Source organism: Pseudomonas abietaniphila, from assembly GCF_039697315.1.
In the GTDB taxonomy this organism is placed as follows: Bacteria; Pseudomonadota; Gammaproteobacteria; order Pseudomonadales; family Pseudomonadaceae; genus Aquipseudomonas; species Aquipseudomonas abietaniphila_B.
Genome location: NZ_CP155619.1, coordinates 5195583 through 5214028, shown reverse-complemented (window position 1 = coordinate 5214028; position 18446 = coordinate 5195583). Strand labels below are relative to the sequence as shown.

The following is an 18446-nucleotide window of genomic DNA, read 5'->3' as shown; positions in this document are numbered from 1 at the left end:
TCAATCTGTTTGACCGCATGGCAGTCCGCTACGCATCCACCAGCGCCATCGCCTCCTCTACGTCAACTGCCACAAGGCGCGAACACCCAGGCTCATGCATGGTGACGCCCATCAGCTGATCGGCCATTTCCATGGCGATCTTGTTGTGGGTGATGTAGATGAACTGCACGGTTTGCGACATCTCCTTGACCAGTCGGGCATAGCGGCCCACGTTGGCGTCGTCCAGCGGCGCGTCGACTTCGTCGAGCATGCAGAACGGTGCCGGGTTGAGTTTGAAAATGGCAAAAACCAGCGCCAATGCGGTCAGGGCTTTTTCGCCACCGGACAGCAAATGGATCGTGCTGTTTTTCTTGCCCGGGGGACGCGCCATGATCGTCACCCCTGTATCGAGTAAATCTTCGCCCGTCAGTTCCAAGTAAGCGCTGCCGCCACCGAAAACTTTTGGAAAAAGTGCCTGAATTCCGCTGTTTATCTGATCAAAGGTCTCTTTGAAGCGATTACGCGTTTCTTTGTCGATCTTGCGAATGACGTTTTCCAGCGTATCGAGGGCTTCGACCAGGTCGGCGTCCTGGGCGTCCAGATAACGCTTGCGCTCGGATTGCTGCTGGTACTCGTCGATGGCCGCGAGGTTGATCGCGCCCAGACGCTGAATACGGGCGTCGATACGCCCCAGCTCTTCCTCGGCCTCTTTCTCACTGGCCTCGGGCGTCAGCGTCGCCAGGACGCCATTCAGATCGTAGCCGTCTTCGTGCAATTGCTCCTGCAAGGCCTTGCGGCGCACGGTCAGTGACTGCCATTCGAGACGCTGCTGCTCCAGCTGTCCACGCAACAGCTGTGACTGCTGTTCGGCCTGAGTCCGGCGTTTCTCGGCTTCGCGCAGCTCACGGTCGGCGTCTTCGAGCGCATTTTTCGCGGTGCGCATTTCGTCATCGACCACCATGCGCTTTTCCAGCAATTCTTCGAGCTTCAGGCGCAGCTCTTCCAGTGGCGCCGCGCCCTCCTCCAGGTTGAGGTTCAACTGCTCGCGTTTTTCGGTCAGCCGTTCGGACTGCATTTCCAGGCGTTCCAGCGCCTGACGCGTGGAGTCGTGTTGTGCCCGCAGCGAGCTGAGCCGCACGGCCAGCTGGTTGGCGTGGTCCTTGTGCTGACGCGCTTCCTGACGCACCCGGTCGAGCCGTTCGCGCAGGCTGTCGCGCTGGGCCAGCAGCAACTCACGCTGCTCGGTGTCCAGCGCCATGCTGTCCAGGGCGTCCTGCAATTGCAGGCGCGACTCGCCGAGACTTTCCTGCTCGATGGCGCGCTGCTCGCCCAGTTCGGTGAGCTCTTCATCCAGCCGCGTACGGCGCAAGGTCAACTGCTCGACCTTGGCTTTGGCCGCCGACAGTTGTGCCTTGAGTTCGCTCTGCTGACGGGTTTCATCCTGCAGGCGACGGCGTAACTGCTCGCGATTGCCTTCCTGCAAGCGTTGCTGCTCGCGCTGCGTCAGCAATTGGTCTTCCAGCGCTGCGAGGGTCGCTTCTCGCTCTTCGCGCTCAAGCCCCAGACGCTGCAGTTCCTGACCACGCGCCAACACGCCGCTCTCGGCTTCGCTGGCACGGCGAACCCGCAGAAAATCCCGACCGACCCAATAGCCGTCACGGCTGATAAGGCTCTGCCCGGCACTCAGTTGTGCACGCAGCGACAGCGCATCGTCCAGGGTTTCGACCGGCCCGACCTGACCCAGCCAATGGGTCAGGTCGAGCTGCGTTTCCACTTTGTCCAGCAGACTGCCGGGAACACGCGTCTTGTCTGCGGTCGGACTCACCAGGCGTAAATCGCCCTGGCTGAAACCGGCGAGATCAAGCCCTGAGAAGTCATCCACCAAGACGGCATGCAAATCGGCACCCAGCACGGTTTCCACCGCCAGCTCCCAACCCGCTTCGACGCGCAGGCCCTCGGCCAGACGCGGACGCTCGCTGAGCTGTTGGTCGCGCAGCCACTCGGCTGTACCAGTGCCGGGATCGAGCGCCGCCTGTTGCAACGCTTCCAGCGAGGCGATGCGTCCGTTCAGGCGTTGCAGATCACCTTGCGCCTGTTGCTGTGCTTGCGTGGCCTGTTGCAGTTCGAGACGCAGCTGCTCAAGGCGCTCGATCAGCTGTTCTTCTTCCGCCGTCAGTTCTTCAAAGGCCATCTCGCGCGCAGCGAGGTCTTCGCTGAGTTCAAGAATGGCGGCGTCTTCAGGATCGGCGGCCAGCAACTGGCGCTCTTCGCCCAGACGGCGCTGACGCTCGGCCAGCCGCTCCATGCTGGTTTCCAGTTGCTGGATGCGCGACTGCTGGACCTCGGCCTGGCGCCGGGGCTCGGCAGAGGTCAGGTTGAAGGCGTCCCACTTCTCCTGCCAGCTGTGCATTGAGGCTTCGGCCTCTTCCAGTGATGCGGCGGATTCCTCAGCGGCGGCCAGGGTCATTTCCTGTTCCGGCTCGAGCATCTCCAGTTCTTCGCCGAGGGTCGCCAGCAAGGTGCGGTCATGGCCCAGGTGCGATTCGGTTTCCTGCCGCGCCCGCTCGGCCTCGCGCAGGTCGTCCTGCAACTGACGCAAGCGCTGCTGGCCGTGCTGAATGCTCTGCTCGACGCGCGCGATATCACCGCCCACCGAATAGAAGCGGCCCTGCACCAGGTTGAACCGCTCGGACAGATCGTGGTGGCCGTCACGCAGACGCTCGATCAAGGCATCGGCGCTGCGCTGATCCGCCACCAGGGATTCGAAACCGATTTCCTGAGTGCCGATGATCGATTCGCGCTGGGCGACCTGTTCGTTCAGGGCCTGCCAGCGCAACGCCGACAGCTGCGCCTTGAGCTGGCGTTCTTCGGCTTTATATTCCTGATACTTTTCGGCGGCCTGCGCCTGACGCTGCAGCCGCTCCAGCTGACGGCCCAACTCGTCGCGCAGGTCGGTCAGGCGCGCGAGGTTTTCGTGGGTGCGGCGGATCCGATTTTCGGTGTCGCGACGGCGCTCCTTGTATTTGGAAATGCCCGCCGCTTCTTCGATGAAGTTACGCAGGTCCTCAGGCTTGGCTTCGATCAGCTTGGAGATCATGCCCTGCTCGATGATCGAATAGCTGCGCGGGCCGAGGCCGGTGCCGAGGAAGATGTCGGTGATGTCGCGACGACGGCACTTGGTGCCGTTCAGGTAATAGCTGTTCTGGCTGTCGCGGGTCACTTTGCGGCGAATGGAGATTTCCGCGTAGCTGGCGTACTCGCCGACCAGGGTGCTGTCCGAGTTGTCGAACACCAGCTCGATGCTGGCCTGACTGACCGGTTTACGGCTGGTGGAGCCGTTGAAAATGACATCGGTCATCGACTCGCCACGCAGGTTCTTGGCCGAGCTTTCGCCCATGACCCAGCGCACCGCGTCGATGATGTTGGATTTACCGCATCCATTGGGGCCGACCACGGCCGCCATGTTGCTGGGGAAGTTCACCGTCGTCGGGTCGACGAACGACTTGAACCCCGCCAGCCTGATGCATTTAAGGCGCATGGATCAGCTGGCCGCCAGGGCAGACAGGATCGACTGACAGCTGCGCTCGGCGTAACGGGTCAGCACGGCGCGAATGCGCGCCAGATCGCGCGCAACCACTGCTTCGAGCAACTGGCCGAACAGGGTCAGGTATTCGCTCATCTCGGCCTGGCGTTGTTCCAGTGCCAGATAGTAGAAGCGGCTCATGGACGGTTGCAGGTTCTCGACGGTCTCTTCAAGGTACGGATTATTCGCGAACGGATACGTCGCGCGCATCACGTTGAAGCTGTCCTCGACGAAGCTTTTCACATCCTCGCGCTCACAACTGGCGATCAGACGCTGTTGTATCTGCAGGAAAGGCGCCAGATCGAGTTCTTCCTTCCAGCTTTTCGCCACTGCAAGGCCGAGCAGGATGTAAAGCTCGCTCATCAACGCGCAGAGGCTGGTGACGTTGTGCGGGGTGAGCACCGACACCTGCGCGCCACGGCGCGGCAGGATCACGATGAGGTGACGGCGTTCGAGGATCAGCAGCGCTTCACGCACCGAGCCGCGGCTGACGTTGAGTGCAGCAGTGACCTTCTGCTCCTGAATCCGCTCCCCTGGCTTGAGCTCGCCGCGAATGATCCGCTCGGCGAGGTGATGAGCGATCTGCTCAGCGAGGCTGTCCGGTGCCTTGAACGTCATGTCTTTCCTTTAAATCCAATAGCTGCACACAAGCGGCGCAGTGTATCGCACTGGATACCTGTGGCGCAGGGCCATATGCACGGAAACTGGCACGAAATAAGCAAAACTTTGAGCGTCGCCACACCGTTTTATTGCAAGGTCATGTTGCCGTTAATCGGCCAGTCGCCGGAAAAGCCGTTTTCTTGACTTAAAGGTCAGAATTTAATTGACCCAATAGTCAGAACTGATAGATTCATCGACAGGTTCAATCACAGATTCCGTTACACCTTTACAAGATCGCTATCCATTACAAGAAGACGAGGCGCGACCCGTGATCCAGTTTTTGCTGAACCAAGAGCTGAAAACCGAGCATGCTCTGGACCCCAACATGACGGTGCTCAACTATCTGCGTGAGCATTTGCACAAATCCGGCACCAAGGAAGGCTGCGCAAGCGGCGACTGCGGGGCCTGCACCGTGGTGGTGGGCGAGCTGACCACCGATAACGACGGTCAGGATCACCTGAGCTACCGCAGCCTCAATTCCTGCCTGACCTTCGTGGCATCGCTGCACGGCAAGCAGCTGATCAGCGTCGAAGACCTCAAGCACCAGGGCGAACTGCACAGCGTGCAAAAGGCCATGGTCGAGTGCCACGGTTCGCAATGCGGTTTCTGTACGCCGGGCTTCGTGATGTCGCTGTTTGCCTTGCAGAAGAACAGCAACGAGGCGGACTCGGCTCAGGTAAAGCACGCTCAGGCCCATGAAGCCCTGGCCGGCAACCTCTGTCGCTGCACCGGCTATCGCCCAATTCTGGCCGCCGCCGAACAGAGCTGCAGCCAGCGTCAGCCCGACCAGTTCGACAGTCGCCAGGCACAGACCATCGCCCGCCTGAAAGCCATCAAACCGAAGGAAACCGCCGAGCTGAACAGCGGCGACAAACGCTGCCTGGTGCCGTTGACCGTCGCCGACCTGGCCGACCTCTACGATTCGTATCCTCAGGCACGCTTGCTGGCCGGCGGCACCGACCTGGCGCTGGAAGTCACGCAGTTCCACCGTCCATTGCCCGTGATGATCTACGTCGGCAACGTCGCCGACATGAAGAAGATCGAGCACTTCGACGACCTTATCGAGATCGGCGCCGCCACCGCGCTGACCGACTGCTACGAGGCGCTGAGCAGCCAATACCCGGATTTCGGCGAACTGCTGCACCGTTTTGCATCGCTGCAGATCCGCAATCAGGGCACGTTGGGCGGCAATATCGGCAACGCCTCGCCGATTGGTGACTCGCCTCCCCTGCTGATCGCACTCGGCGCGAAGATCGTCCTGCGCAAAGGCGACAAGTCGCGCACCCTGGCGCTGGAAGATTATTTCATTGATTACCGCGTGACCGCACGCCAGGAAAGCGAGTTCATCGAGAAGATCATCGTGCCCAAAGCCAATGCCAAGCAGGCGTTCCGCGCCTATAAGGTATCCAAGCGACTGGACGATGATATTTCTGCGGTGTGCGCAGCGTTCCGCTTGCAGGTCGAGAACGGCGCCATCGTCGACGCCCGCGCGGCATTTGGCGGGATGGCGGCGATTCCCAAACGCGCCGCACACTGCGAACAGGCGTTGATCGGTCAACCCTGGACGTCGGCCACCGTCGAGCGCGCCTGTGCTGCACTGGAAAAGGACTTCACGCCACTGTCGGATTTCCGCGCCACCAAGGAATACCGCCTGCTGAGCGCGCAGAACCTGCTGCGCAAATACTTCATCGAGCTGCAAACGCCACACATCGAGACTCGGGTGACCGCTTATGTCTAATCATCATCCCGCTAAAATCCAGGAAGAACTGGTCGCCCTGTTCCAGCAGGACCTCACCACCGGCGTTGGCCGCAGCGTCAAGCACGACAGCGCCGACAAGCACGTGTCGGGCGAAGCGATCTACATCGATGACCGGCTGGAGTTTCCCAATCAGCTGCACGTCTATGCACGAATGTCCGACCGGGCGCACGCGCGAATCGTCAGCGTCGACGTCTCGCCGTGCTACGACTTTGACGGCGTGCGCATTGCGATTACGCACGAAGACATTCCCGGCCTGAAAGACATCGGCCCGTTGCTGCCAGGTGACCCGCTGCTGGCCATCGACACCGTCGAGTTCGTCGGGCAACCGGTGATTGCCGTGGCGGCTCGCGACCACGAAACCGCGCGCAAAGCGGCGATGGCCGCGATCATCGAATACGAGGATCTGGAGCCGGTGCTTGACGTGGTCGAGGCCTACCGCAAGAAGCATTTTGTGCTCGACAGCCACACCCATCAGCGCGGCGATTCGGCCGTGGCGCTGGACACTGCGCCGAACCGCATTCAAGGCACGCTGCACATTGGCGGTCAGGAACACTTCTATCTGGAGACGCAAATCTCCTCGGTGATGCCGACCGAGGACGGCGGCATGATCGTTTACTGCTCCACGCAAAACCCGACCGAAGTGCAGAAGCTCGTCGCCGAAGTGCTCGACGTGTCGATGAACAAGGTGGTGGTGGACATGCGTCGCATGGGCGGCGGTTTCGGTGGCAAAGAGACCCAAGCGGCGAGCCCTGCGTGCCTGTGCGCCGTGGTGGCACGCCTCACCGGTCAGCCCACCAAGATGCGTCTGCCGCGCGTCGAAGACATGATGATGACCGGCAAGCGCCACCCCTTCTACGTCGAATACGACGTGGGCTTCGACAACGACGGCCGTCTGCACGGCATTCAGCTGGAACTGGCGGGCAACTGTGGCTGCTCCCCTGACCTCTCGGCCTCGATTGTCGACCGGGCGATGTTCCACGCCGACAACTCGTACTACCTGGGCGACGCCACCATCAATGGTCATCGCTGCAAGACCAATACCGCGTCCAACACGGCTTACCGCGGCTTCGGCGGCCCGCAGGGCATGGTCGCCATCGAAGAAGTGATGGACGCGATTGCGCGGCATCTGGGCAAGGATCCGCTGGCCGTGCGCAAGGCCAACTACTACGGCAAGACCGAGCGCAACGTCACGCACTACTATCAGACCGTCGAGCACAACATGCTCGAAGAGATGACCGCCGAACTGGAAGAAAGCAGTCAGTACGCCGAGCGTCGCAAGGCGATCACGGCCTACAACGCCAACAGCCCGATCCTGAAGAAAGGCCTGGCGCTGACCCCGGTGAAATTCGGCATTTCATTTACCGCCAGCTTCCTCAATCAGGCGGGTGCGCTGATCCACATCTACACCGACGGCAGCATCCATCTGAACCATGGCGGCACCGAGATGGGCCAGGGCCTGAACACCAAGGTCGCGCAAGTCGTGGCAGAGGTGTTTCAGGTCAGCATCGACCGCGTGCAGATCACCGCGACCAACACCGACAAGGTGCCGAACACCTCGCCCACCGCAGCGTCCAGCGGCGCGGACCTGAACGGCAAGGCAGCACAGAATGCGGCTGAAACCATCAAACAACGGCTGATCGAGTTCGCGGCAAAGCACTATCAGTGCGAAACGTCGCAGGTTGAGTTCCGCAACGGCCACGTGCGCGTCGGCGAGCAGGTGATCAGCTTCGACACCCTGGCGCAGCAGGCATGGATGGGTCAGGTGTCGCTGTCGAGCACCGGCTATTACAAAACGCCGAAGATCTACTACGACCGCAGCCAGGCACGCGGCCGGCCCTTCTACTACTTCGCCTTTGGTGCGGCGTGCACCGAGGTGATCGTCGACACGCTGACCGGCGAATACAAAATGTTGCGCACCGACATCCTGCACGACGTTGGCGCCTCGCTGAACCCCGCGATCGACATCGGTCAGGTCGAAGGCGGCTACATTCAAGGCATGGGCTGGCTGACCACCGAAGAACTGGTGTGGAACGCCAAAGGCAAGCTGATGACCAACGGCCCGGCCGGCTACAAGATCCCGGCGGTGGCCGACATGCCGGCAGACTTGCGCGTGAAACTGGTGGAAAACCGCAAGAACCCCGAAGACACGGTGTTCCACTCCAAGGCCGTGGGCGAACCGCCGTTCATGCTGGGGATCGCGGCGTGGTGTGCGATCAAGGATGCGGTGGCAAGCCTGGGCGATTACAGGCATCAGCCGAAGATCGACGCCCCGGCGACGCCAGAGCGGGTGTTGTGGGGGTGTGAGCAGATGCGAAAGTTGAAGGCCGCAGCGCCGGAAGCGGAAGGCGTGGCCCATGAGCTAACGGTTTCACCGGTTTGATCAGTGGCGTTTGAGCTGACGCCTTCGCGAGCAAGCTCGCTCCCACAGGAAAACGTTGTATGACGACCCACCGCTTTTTCCTCGGATGAAATGCGGTCCCTGTGGGAGTGAGCTTGCTCACGAATGGGCCGGGAAGGACAAAGAAGATTGATCGTCTGATGCGATCAGGAGAAGCACATGAACAACTGGATCAGCGCCCTTGCCGAGTTGCAAACCCGGGGTGAAGCCTGCGTGCTGGTGACCATCATCGAGGAGCGTGGCTCGACGCCGCGCAATGCGGGCTCGAAGATGGTGGTCAGCGCCGAGCGGATCTTCGACACCATTGGCGGCGGCCATCTGGAATACAAGGCGATGGCGATTGCACGCGAAATGCTCGACAGCGGCAGCCAGCAAACGCGGCTGGAGCGCTTCAGCCTGGGCGCCAGCCTGGGGCAGTGCTGCGGAGGCGTGAACGTCTTGCTGTTTGAACCGATGGGCCAGCCGCAGGCACAGATCGCCGTCTTCGGCGCAGGCCATGTCGGCCGCGCGCTGGTACCGCTGCTCGCCAGCCTGCCGTGCCGCGTGCGCTGGATCGACTCGCGCGATGCCGAGTTCCCCGCGCACCTGCCTGAAGGTGTGACCAAAATCGTCAACGAGGAGGTCGTCGATGAAGTGGATAACCTGCCCGCTGGCAGTTACTGCATCGTCATGACCCACAACCATCAATTGGACCTGGAGCTCACCGCAGCGATTCTCAAGCGCGGCGACTTCACCTGGTTCGGCCTGATCGGCTCGAAGACCAAGCGCGCCAAATTCGAACACCGCCTGCGTGATCGCGGCTTCGACCCGGCCCTGGTCCAGCGCATGCGCTGCCCCATGGGCCTGGCCGAGGTGAAAGGCAAGCTGCCCATCGAGATTGCCGTCTCGGTCGCTGCCGAAGTGATCGCGACCTATAACGCCTGCTTCGGTATGGAGAGCGGTGAGCAACGCTCGAGCGCCGAACCTGTTGCCAAGCTGCTGCCGGTCTCGCGCCGCAGTCAGGCTCAATGAATCAAAGAAGAACGAATCCCGAACATGACTATTGAAAAGAAAGCCTACCGCGCCGCCATCGTCCACAGCATCGCCGACCCTGCCGAGGTGGTGGTCGAAGCCTCCTACGAGTATTTCGAAGACGGCCTGATGGTGGTCGAGAACGGCAAGATCACGGCCGTCGGCCACACCCGAGACCTGCTCGGCAGCCTCGCCAGCGACGTCGAAGTCGTGACCTACACGGACGCGCTGATCACCGCCGGTTTCATCGACACGCACATCCATTTGCCGCAGACCGGCATGGTCGGCTCGTACGGCGAACAGTTGCTGGACTGGCTCAACACTTACGTCTTCCCGGTGGAGCGGCAGTTTGCCGATCCTGCCCACGCTGCTGAAGTGTCTGACATTTTCATCAAGGAACTGCTGCGCAACGGCACCACCACCGCACTGGTGTTCGGCAGCCGTCACAAGGAGTCGGTGGACGCCTTCTTCACGGCGGCCGAGAAGCTCAACCTGCGCATGATCGCCGGCAAGGTGATGATGGACCGCAATGCCCCGGATTATCTGGTGGACACCGCGGAGTCCAGCTACGTCGACAGCAAGGCGCTGATCGAGCGCTGGCACGGCAAGGGTCGCTTGCACTACGCCGTCACGCCGCGCTTTGCGCCAACCAGTACACCCGAGCAACTCACCCTCGCGGGTCAACTGCTGACCGAGTACCCGGACCTGTACATGCAGACCCACATCAGTGAAAACCTGAAGGAAGTCGAGTGGGTCAACGCGCTGTTCCCGGAGCGCAAGAATTACCTGGACGTCTACGACCACTTCAAGCTACTGGGCGAGCGCTCGGTGTTCGCGCACGGGGTGCATCTGTGTGATCAGGAATGCGAGCGCCTGGCGGAAACCGGCTCGGCCATCGCCTTCTGCCCCACGTCCAACTTCTTCCTCGGCAGCGGGCTGTTCAACCTGCCGATGGCCGAACGGCACAAGGTCAATGTCGGCCTGGGCACCGACGTCGGCGGCGGCACCAGCTTCTCTATCCTGCAGACGCTGAACGAGGCGTACAAGGTGATGCAGCTGCAAGGCGCCAAGCTGAGCCCGTTCAAGTCGCTGTACCTGGCGACGCTGGGTGGCGCACGGGCGCTGCGTCTGGAAGACAAGATCGGCAACCTGCATGAAGGCACCGAAGCCGACTTCGTGGTGCTGGACTTCAACGCCACGCCGCTGCTGTCCTATCGGATGAAACAGGCGACCAGTATCGAGGAGAAGCTGTTCGTGCTGATGACGCTGGGCGATGACAGGACGGTCAGCGAGACGTATTCGGCGGGGGTTCGAGTGCATCAGCGCTGAGGCATCCGTGGGGCGTCCTGGAGATCCGCCGCACGCTGGACGGCACTTGACTGCTTCTGGCCGGAGGCCGTAGGAGCGCGGCTTGTCCCGCGATCTGGTGCGAAGCGCCAGCAAAACCTGCCAATGTAATATTCCTGAGGCACCGCGTAAGCCGACTCTACTGCCGGTGCCCGGCAGATCGCGGGACAAGCCGCGCTCCTACGGCCTCCGGCCAGAATCAAGACCGTCGACCGAGCGAAACTCCATCAAACCGCTGTACTGCGCCCCGCTTTCTTCTTCGGCAGCATCAGGTGCGAGAACACCGCGTGCAGGTCGTCCGAGGCGCTTTCTTCGTCGAGGTTGAGCTTGCTGTCGATGTGATCCATGTGGTGCATCATCAGGTTCACCGCCAGCGCCGCGTCGCGGGCTTCGATGGCGTCGATCAACTGGGTGTGCTCATCGTAGGAACAGTGCGAGCGGTTACCGCTTTCGTACTGGGCGATGATCAGCGAGGTCTGTGACACCAGGCTGCGCTGAAAGCTGATCAGTGGCGCATTCTTCGCCGCCTCTGCCAGTTTCAGGTGGAACTCGCCGGACAGACGAATCCCCGCCCCGCGGTCCCCTCTGGAAAAACTGTCGCGCTCGTCGCTGACCATCTTGCGCAGTTCAGTGAGCTGCTCGGCCGTCGCATGTTCGACGGCGAGCTCAGTGATCGCCTTCTCGACCATGCGGCGAGCGAAGAACACCTGACGCGCTTCTTCAACGCTTGGGCTGGCAACCACCGCGCCACGGTTCGGACGCAGCAACACCACGCCTTCATGGGCCAGACGGGACAAGGCGCGACGAATGATGGTGCGGCTGACCCCGAAGATCTCGCCCAGGGCCTCTTCGCTCAGCTTGGTGCCGGGCGCCAGCCGCTGTTCGAGGATGGCCTCGAAAATGTGCGCGTAGACGATGTCGTCCTGGGTGCCGCTGCGGCCAGCCTTGGCGGCGCGCGGTTGTTTCTTGAGGGGTTGCAGCTGATCGTTCATGGGCACTCGTAAGAACTGAATCCGGCGCAGGGCCGTGACCGTGATCGGTAATGAGCAAATCAATAGCAGATATCGCTCAAAAGTCACAGTAAAAGTAATGGCGCATTGTACACAGAGTGCAAAGTCTGAACACGTCCCTGCTCGCCCTGCCGTTATGCACACAATCCCGAAAATACTCACGACAAAATCAAAAACATTATTTGCAATTTTTGTATACAAAAGCATAATTCGCTCGTGCACGTTTCTGACCTTTCAGTCAACAAATCACACTGACAGGTCAATTCGCCTCACGGAGCAGTTACCGGCTCTGAAAAAAACAACAAAAACGTTCCGAGGAATTCACTGTGGAAAGTCGCAAAACCGAAGCCGCGCCGCTGGATGCCACTCAACTTGAAGACACGTGTCTCAACAGCACGCCGCCTCGCACCGGTCTGCTTGAACGCATCTTCAAGTTGAGCCTGCATGGCACGACGGTCAAAACCGAGCTGCTGGCGGGGCTGACGACCTTTATCACCATGGCTTACATCATCTTCGTCAACCCGAACATCATGGCCGACGCCGGTATCGATCATGGTGCTGCCTTCGTGGCAACCTGTATTGCCGCAGCGCTGGGTTGTCTGCTGATGGGCCTCTACGCCAACTGGCCCGTTGGCCTGGCGCCAGGCATGGGCCTGAACGCGTTCTTTACCTACACCGTGGTCGGGACCATGGGCTACAGCTGGCAAACGGCGCTGGGCGCGGTGTTCATCTCGGGGCTGATCTTCATGGTCCTGACCCTGTCGCGCATTCGTGAATGGCTGCTCAACAGCATCCCGGTGAGCCTGCGCTTTGCCATGGGCGCCGGTGTCGGACTGTTCCTCGGGCTGATTGGCTTGAAGACCGCGGGCATCGTGGTCGACAGCCCTGCGACGCTGATCAAGCTGGGTTCGCTGCGTGAGCCTGGCCCGTTGCTGGCGGCCATCTGCTTCTTGATGATTGCCGTGCTCAGCTATCACCGCGTGTTCGGCGCGATCCTGATCAGCATCATCACCGTGACGCTGGCGGGTTGGGGTCTGGGCCTGGTGCATTACAACGGCATCTTCTCGACCCCGCCGAGCCTCGCACCCACCTGGATGGCGATGGACGTCGCAGGCGTGTTCAACGTCAGCATGATCAGCGTGGTACTGGCGTTTCTCTTCGTCCACATGTTCGACACCGCAGGCACATTGATGGGCGTGGCCCAGCGCGCCGGTTTGGTGCGTGAAGACGGCCGGATCGAGAACCTGTCCCGCGCCTTGAAGGCCGACAGCGCCTCCAGCGTGTTCGGCGCGATGGTCGGTGTTCCGCCCGTCACCAGCTACGTGGAAAGCGCGTCAGGCGTGGCGGCCGGGGGTCGGACTGGTCTGACCGCCGTTACGGTCGGCGTCCTTTTCGTCGCAGCCATGTTCTTCGCCCCGCTGGCTGGCATGATTCCCGCTTATGCGACCGCAGGGGCCTTGATTTACGTGGCCATGCTGATGATGGGCGGCATGGCGCACATCGAATGGGACGAAGCGACCGACGCAATTCCGGCCATCGTGACTGCGATCATGATGCCGCTGACATTCTCGGTCGCTGACGGCATTGCGCTCGGGTTCATCACCTATGTGGTGCTGAAAGCCTGCACCGGTCGGCACAAAGAGATTTCGGTGAGCCTTTGGGCGCTGTGCGCGATCTTCATTGCCAAGTTTGTGTTTTTGTAAACGTCACCGCATCCGCGCTCACACACATATCCCCCGTGGGAGCGAGCTTGCTCGCGAAGACTGAAGTTCTGCCGCTGAAAATATTGCGGCTGTACTGGCCTCTTCGCGAGCAAGCTCGCTCCCACAGTGGGATATGTTTTTTGCTTTAGAACATTGAAGGAGAAACCCGCATGACCCTGGAAACCTGGCTGCTGTTCAGCGGCGCTGCGCTGGTGGTGATTCTGATCCCGGGACCGCTGTCCCTGCTGATGATCGGCAACAGCCTCAACTATGGCCTGCTGCGTTCGTACCCGGCGTTTCTCGGTGGCGTGTGCGCCTCGATCTGCCTGCTCAGCGCCTCGGCCCTGGGGCTTGGCGCGTTGCTGATGGCGTCCGAACAGGTGTTCAGCGCGCTGAAGATCGTCGGCGGACTGTATCTGTTCTATCTGGCCTGGCAGAGCTGGAAACAATCACGCCAGCCCGCAACAGGGGCCGACGTGCCTGGTGCGCTCAGCCATCCGGGTTTCGGCTCGCTGTTCTGGCGCGCCTTTGTGCTCGGCGGCAGCAACCCGAAAGACATTCTGTTTTTCGCCGCCTTCCTGCCGCAATTCCTCAAGGCCGACCAACCCTTCCTCGGCCAACTGATCACGATGATCATCACCTGGACCCTGCTCGACCTCGGCTGCAAGCTGTTCTATGGCCTGAGCGCCCAGAGCGCAGCGCGTTACTTGCGCACCGGCAAGGGCCAGAGCTGGTTCAACCGCATCAGCGCGGGGTTGTTCGGCACGGCGGGAACGGCGGCGTTGCTCAGTCATTGATGCCCCACACGCCTCCTTCTTGTAGGAGCGTGGCTTGTCCCGCGATCGGCTGCGCAGCAGGCGTGACTCGTCAGATGCGGAGTATCCGCGAGACTGTGTTTACCGGTTTTGCGACGGGTTCCCCGCCGATCGCGGGACAAGCCACGCTCCTACAGTCATGAAGCGTCGGCAGCGTTTTTACCGGACGAAAAAAAGCCCGCAGTGTGGGGCGGGCAAGAGGAACAGGGGCAAAGCAGTGAAGCGGGTTAAACGGGGTTGCTAGCTGCCGCGATAGGTCGAGTAGCTGTAAGGCGATATGAGCAATGGGACGTGGTAGTGGTCCTGATGGGCGTCAATGCCGAAGCGCAGCACCACTTCATCGAGAAACGCCTGATCGCCCAGCTTCACGCCTTTGGCGCGGTAGTAATCGCCGGCGCTGAATTGCAGCTGGTACACACCGGAACGGTAATCATCGCCCTGTAACAAAGGGGCGTCACAACGGCCGTCGCTGTTGGTCAGCGCTTCGGCGATTTTCTCGAGGCGCTCACCTTCGACCCGATAGAGGGCAATCCGGATTCCGCTGCCGGGGCAGCCGTGTGCGGCGTCCAGCACGTGTGTAGTCAGTCGTCCCATGGCTTGTCAGTGCCTCATTGATGGTTGGAGGTCGATGAATCGCACCCTTTTGGCGCCGTCATGGCAACCGTGGGATACGAGCGATGACCGATTAAGACACTTTTCAAAAAAATTGTACACAATAAAAATCAGTTTTTCCGTCGTCGTCACCGTCAAGCAATCGGCAACCTTGAATTCACGAGCATCGCGGAAAGTATTAGGGTTTTTCTAGAGATCCTGACCACTCAGGCAAGTTTCTTGCAGTGACGTACGGCACAGAAAAAGCAAAAAAACAGGCTTACAAATCCGAAATAAAGTTGTATACAATCTACCCATCGCAGCGGCGGCCTGGTGATTCGCACAAGGCCCTGCCACAGACAACACGTAGATAAGGAAGATTGCAGTGAGCGCCGACTATCCACGCGACCTGATCGGTTACGGCAGTAACCCGCCCCACCCACACTGGCCAGGCAATGCCCGGATCGCGCTGTCGTTCGTACTCAACTACGAGGAAGGCGGCGAGCGCAACATTCTGCACGGCGACAAGGAATCCGAAGCGTTCCTGTCCGAAATGGTCGCGGCGCAACCGCTGCAAGGCCAGCGCAACATGAGCATGGAATCGCTCTACGAATACGGCAGCCGCGCCGGTGTGTGGCGCATCCTCAAGCTGTTCAAGCAATTCGACATCCCGCTGACGATCTTCGCCGTGGCCATGGCCGCGCAGCGCCACCCGGACGTCATCCGGGCGATGGTCGAAGCCGGACACGAGATCTGCAGCCACGGTTACCGCTGGATCGATTATCAAAACATGGACGAGGCGCAGGAACGCGAGCACATGCTCGAAGCGATCCGCATCCTCACCGAGCTCACCGGCGAACGCCCGCTGGGCTGGTACACCGGTCGCACCGGCCCTAACACCCGTCGGCTGGTGATGGAAGAAGGCGGTTTTCTGTACGACTGCGACACCTACGACGATGACCTGCCCTACTGGGAACCCAACAACCCGACTGGCAAGCCTCACCTGGTGATTCCCTACACGCTGGACACCAACGACATGCGTTTCACCCAGGTGCAGGGGTTCAACAAGGGCGATGACTTCTTCGATTACCTGAAGGACGCGTTCGACGTGCTCTACGCCGAAGGTGCCGAAGCGCCGAAGATGCTCTCGATCGGCCTGCACTGCCGCCTGATCGGCCGCCCTGCCCGCCTCGCTTCGCTGCAGCGTTTCCTTGAGTACGTCAAAGGCCACGAGCAGGTATGGTTCGCCCGTCGCGTCGAAATCGCTCGCCACTGGCACGACGTCCATCCCTTCAAGGGAGACGCAAAATGAGCCGTTTCCAGACCCTGACACCTTCTTCCCTGAGCCGCGAAGACTTCGTCAAAGCCTTCGCCGATATCTACGAGCATTCCCCTTGGGTCGCCGAGAAAGCCTATGACCTGGGGCACGACAGCGACATCGATGACATCGAGGTTCTGCATGCGCGTATGAGCGACATCCTGTTGAGCGCCGATCACGCCACGCAACTGGCGCTGATCAATGCTCACCCGGATCTTGCCGGCAAAGCCGCCGTGCAAGGCCAACTGACCGAAGCCAGCACGAACGAACAGGCGGGCGCCGGTATCCACCAATGCACGGCTGAAGAGTTCGCACGCTTCACCGAGCTGAACGACGCCTACAAGGCCAAGTTCGCGTTCCCCTTCATCATGGCGGTAAAAGGCAGCAACCGGCATCAGATCCTCGCGGCGTTTGAAACGCGCATTCACAATTCGGCCGACGTCGAGTTCGCCTGCGCGCTGGCAGAGATCAACAAGATCGCGATGTTCCGTTTGCAGACCCTTTGAGCCCTGACCATCCCCACGCCCATTACCAGAGGCAGACAATAATGAAAGCTTACGCCGTACCCTTCGAAAAATTCGTCAACCTGGCCGACGCCCGTCTGGGCACCAAAATCATTTCCGTGACCGACGACTGGTTCGCCGATGCCAACCGCCTCTTCCAGCCAACCCCGGCGGTGTGGAAAGAAGGTGTGTTCGACGACAACGGCAAGTGGATGGACGGCTGGGAATCGCGCCGCAAGCGTTTCGAAGGTTATGACAGCGCTGTGATCCGCCTGGGCGTGGCCGGCTCGATCAAGGGCGTGGACATCGACACCTCGTACTTCACCGGCAACTACCCGCCATCGGCCTCCCTGGAAGCCTGCTTCCTGGCCTCGGGCGAGCCAGACGAAAGCACCGAATGGACAGAAGTGCTGCCCGCCGTGGAGCTGAAAGGCGACAGCCACCACTACCACGAAATCAGCGACACCAAGGCCTACAGCCACCTGCGTTTCAACATCTACCCGGACGGCGGCGTGGCGCGTCTGCGCGTGTACGGCGTGCCGCACCGCGACTGGTCGTCGGTGGGCGACAACGAACAGGTCGACCTGGCCGCGGCGCTCAATGGCGGTCGCGCACTGGCCTGCTCCGACGAGCACTTCGGTCGCATGAGCAACATCCTCAACCCGGGCCGTGGCGTGAACATGGGCGACGGCTGGGAAACCGCACGTCGTCGCACGCCGGGCAATGACTGGGTCATCGTGGCCCTGGGTCATGCCGGTGAAGTCGAGCAGATCGTCGTCGACACCCTGCACTTCAAAGGCAACTACCCGGACAGCTGCTCGATTCAGGGTGCGTACGTCAAAGGTGGCACCGACAGCCAGATCGAAACCCAGAGCCTGTTCTGGCGCGAACTGCTGCCAAGTCAGAAACTGGAAATGCACGCCGAGCACACCTTCGTCGAGCAGATCAAAAGCCTGGGCCCGATCACCCACATCCGCCTGAACGTCTTCCCGGACGGCGGTGTGAGCCGGTTGCGTGTGTTGGGCAAGGTCGCGAAGTAATGCTGAGTCTGTAGGAGCGTGGCTTGTCCCGCGATCTGTCGCGAAGCGGCAGTGATACCGGCAAATTCGGTGTATCAGACCGACCGCATTTCTCGGATTTACGACGACTGCGTCGCCGATCGCGGGACAAGCCGCGCTCCTACAGAAGATCGCGTAAAGACAAAAATTGCTGTGTTTTCATTTACGAATTTCGAGAAAGAAGAACCCGCATGCGCACACTGACTATCGAGCCGTTGACCAAAGAAGCCTTCGCCCCTTTCGGTGATGTCATCGAAACCGATGGCAGCGATCATTTCATGATCAACAACGGCTCGACCATGCGCTTTCATCGTCTGGCTACCGTGGAAACGGCCACGCCGGACGACCAGGCGATCATCAGCATTTTCCGCGCCGACGCGCTGGACATGCCGCTGACCGTCAGCATGCTGGAGCGCCATCCGCTGGGCAGCCAGGCTTTCATTCCGCTGCTCGGCAACCCTTTTCTGGTCGTGGTCGCGCCATTTGGCGATGTACCTGAACCAGAGTTGACCCGCGCCTTCATCACCAATGGCAGGCAGGGTGTTAATTACCATCGCGGCGTCTGGCACCACCCGGTGCTGACGATCGAAAAGCGGGATGACTTCCTGGTGGTTGATCGCAGTGGCAGTGGCAATAACTGCGATGAGCATTTCTTCGAAGAGAATCAGAAGATGATTCTCGATCCCCAAAAATAATGAGGGTCTGACTGCT

Annotated in this window: 14 protein-coding genes; 10 read left to right on the top strand and 4 right to left on the bottom strand. The window is 60.6% G+C overall.

The genetic code is table 11. From position 1 onward, the window contains the following. Positions 1-28: 28 nt before the first annotated feature. Positions 29-3517, bottom strand: a complete 3489-nt coding sequence (gene smc, locus ABDX87_RS22970; protein ID WP_346829927.1) for a chromosome segregation protein SMC — start codon at positions 3515-3517, stop codon at positions 29-31. A 3-nt stretch (positions 3518-3520) separates the two neighbouring features. Beyond that, entirely contained in the window at positions 3521-4180 is a 660-nt protein-coding gene (locus tag ABDX87_RS22965; RefSeq protein ID WP_346829926.1) for a GntR family transcriptional regulator, read from the bottom strand. Positions 4181-4490: 310 nt separating this feature from the next. Between ABDX87_RS22965 and xdhA the strand changes: the two genes are divergently transcribed. The 4 genes from xdhA to guaD all read left to right on the top strand — a co-directional run bounded on the left by xdhA (position 4491) and on the right by guaD (position 10719). Next, the gene (gene xdhA, locus ABDX87_RS22960) at positions 4491-5960 is read left to right on the top strand and encodes a xanthine dehydrogenase small subunit (protein ID WP_346829925.1); all 1470 of its coding nucleotides are present in this window, start codon (positions 4491-4493) and stop codon (positions 5958-5960) included. Further along, entirely contained in the window at positions 5953-8361 is a 2409-nt protein-coding gene (xdhB, locus tag ABDX87_RS22955; protein WP_346829924.1) for a xanthine dehydrogenase molybdopterin binding subunit, read from the top strand. Before xdhA ends, xdhB begins: the two co-directional genes overlap by 8 nt. A gap of 177 nt (positions 8362-8538) precedes the next feature. Further along, positions 8539-9390, top strand: coding sequence for a xanthine dehydrogenase accessory protein XdhC (xdhC, locus tag ABDX87_RS22950; RefSeq protein ID WP_346829923.1), 852 nt, complete (start codon positions 8539-8541; stop codon positions 9388-9390). Between the two features lie 24 nt (positions 9391-9414). Beyond that, positions 9415-10719 carry a guanine deaminase gene (gene guaD / locus ABDX87_RS22945; RefSeq protein WP_346829922.1) on the top strand — a complete coding sequence of 435 codons (1305 nt, stop codon included), beginning with the start codon at positions 9415-9417 and terminating at the stop codon, positions 10717-10719. A gap of 245 nt (positions 10720-10964) precedes the next feature. On the opposite strand, the gene ABDX87_RS22940 is transcribed toward guaD, so the two are convergent. Continuing rightward, complete coding sequence (locus ABDX87_RS22940) at positions 10965-11729, bottom strand: GntR family transcriptional regulator (RefSeq protein ID WP_346829921.1); 765 nt, start codon at positions 11727-11729, stop codon at positions 10965-10967. A gap of 374 nt (positions 11730-12103) precedes the next feature. On the opposite strand from ABDX87_RS22940, the gene ABDX87_RS22935 reads away from it, so the two are divergent. Then, positions 12104-13450: an NCS2 family permease gene (locus tag ABDX87_RS22935; protein ID WP_346833599.1), complete on the top strand. Its 1347-nt coding sequence runs from the start codon at positions 12104-12106 to the stop codon at positions 13448-13450. Positions 13451-13620: 170 nt separating this feature from the next. Then, positions 13621-14247, top strand: a complete 627-nt coding sequence (locus ABDX87_RS22930; RefSeq protein ID WP_346829920.1) for a LysE family translocator — start codon at positions 13621-13623, stop codon at positions 14245-14247. 258 nt (positions 14248-14505) lie between these two features. On the opposite strand, the gene uraH is transcribed toward ABDX87_RS22930, so the two are convergent. Further along, positions 14506-14859, bottom strand: a complete 354-nt coding sequence (gene uraH / locus ABDX87_RS22925; protein ID WP_346829919.1) for a hydroxyisourate hydrolase — start codon at positions 14857-14859, stop codon at positions 14506-14508. Positions 14860-15241: 382 nt separating this feature from the next. Here uraH and puuE point away from each other — a divergent pair, with 382 nt between their 5' ends. The 4 genes from puuE to ABDX87_RS22905 all read left to right on the top strand — a co-directional run bounded on the left by puuE (position 15242) and on the right by ABDX87_RS22905 (position 18430). After that, entirely contained in the window at positions 15242-16168 is a 927-nt protein-coding gene (gene puuE / locus ABDX87_RS22920; RefSeq protein ID WP_346829918.1) for an allantoinase PuuE, read from the top strand. Beyond that, positions 16165-16680: a 2-oxo-4-hydroxy-4-carboxy-5-ureidoimidazoline decarboxylase gene (gene uraD, locus ABDX87_RS22915; RefSeq protein WP_346829917.1), complete on the top strand. Its 516-nt coding sequence runs from the start codon at positions 16165-16167 to the stop codon at positions 16678-16680. Before puuE ends, uraD begins: the two co-directional genes overlap by 4 nt. A 41-nt stretch (positions 16681-16721) precedes the next feature. After that, positions 16722-17717 (top strand): allantoicase, encoded by a 996-nt coding sequence (gene alc, locus ABDX87_RS22910; RefSeq protein ID WP_346829916.1) that lies wholly within the window; start codon positions 16722-16724, stop codon positions 17715-17717. 209 nt (positions 17718-17926) lie between these two features. Next, entirely contained in the window at positions 17927-18430 is a 504-nt protein-coding gene (locus ABDX87_RS22905; protein ID WP_346833598.1) for an ureidoglycolate lyase, read from the top strand. Positions 18431-18446: the final 16 nt, after the last annotated feature.

Coding starts and splice junctions, on each gene's coding strand:
- smc (WP_346829927.1), bottom strand. CDS start 3,517: ATGCGCCTTAAATGCATCAGGCTGGCGGGGTTCAAGTCGTTCGTCGAC.
- ABDX87_RS22965 (WP_346829926.1), bottom strand. CDS start 4,180: ATGACGTTCAAGGCACCGGACAGCCTCGCTGAGCAGATCGCTCATCAC.
- xdhB (WP_346829924.1), top strand. CDS start 5,953: ATGTCTAATCATCATCCCGCTAAAATCCAGGAAGAACTGGTCGCCCTG.
- xdhC (WP_346829923.1), top strand. CDS start 8,539: ATGAACAACTGGATCAGCGCCCTTGCCGAGTTGCAAACCCGGGGTGAA.
- guaD (WP_346829922.1), top strand. CDS start 9,415: ATGACTATTGAAAAGAAAGCCTACCGCGCCGCCATCGTCCACAGCATC.
- ABDX87_RS22940 (WP_346829921.1), bottom strand. CDS start 11,729: ATGAACGATCAGCTGCAACCCCTCAAGAAACAACCGCGCGCCGCCAAG.
- ABDX87_RS22930 (WP_346829920.1), top strand. CDS start 13,621: ATGACCCTGGAAACCTGGCTGCTGTTCAGCGGCGCTGCGCTGGTGGTG.
- uraH (WP_346829919.1), bottom strand. CDS start 14,859: ATGGGACGACTGACTACACACGTGCTGGACGCCGCACACGGCTGCCCC.
- uraD (WP_346829917.1), top strand. CDS start 16,165: ATGAGCCGTTTCCAGACCCTGACACCTTCTTCCCTGAGCCGCGAAGAC.
- alc (WP_346829916.1), top strand. CDS start 16,722: ATGAAAGCTTACGCCGTACCCTTCGAAAAATTCGTCAACCTGGCCGAC.
- ABDX87_RS22905 (WP_346833598.1), top strand. CDS start 17,927: ATGCGCACACTGACTATCGAGCCGTTGACCAAAGAAGCCTTCGCCCCT.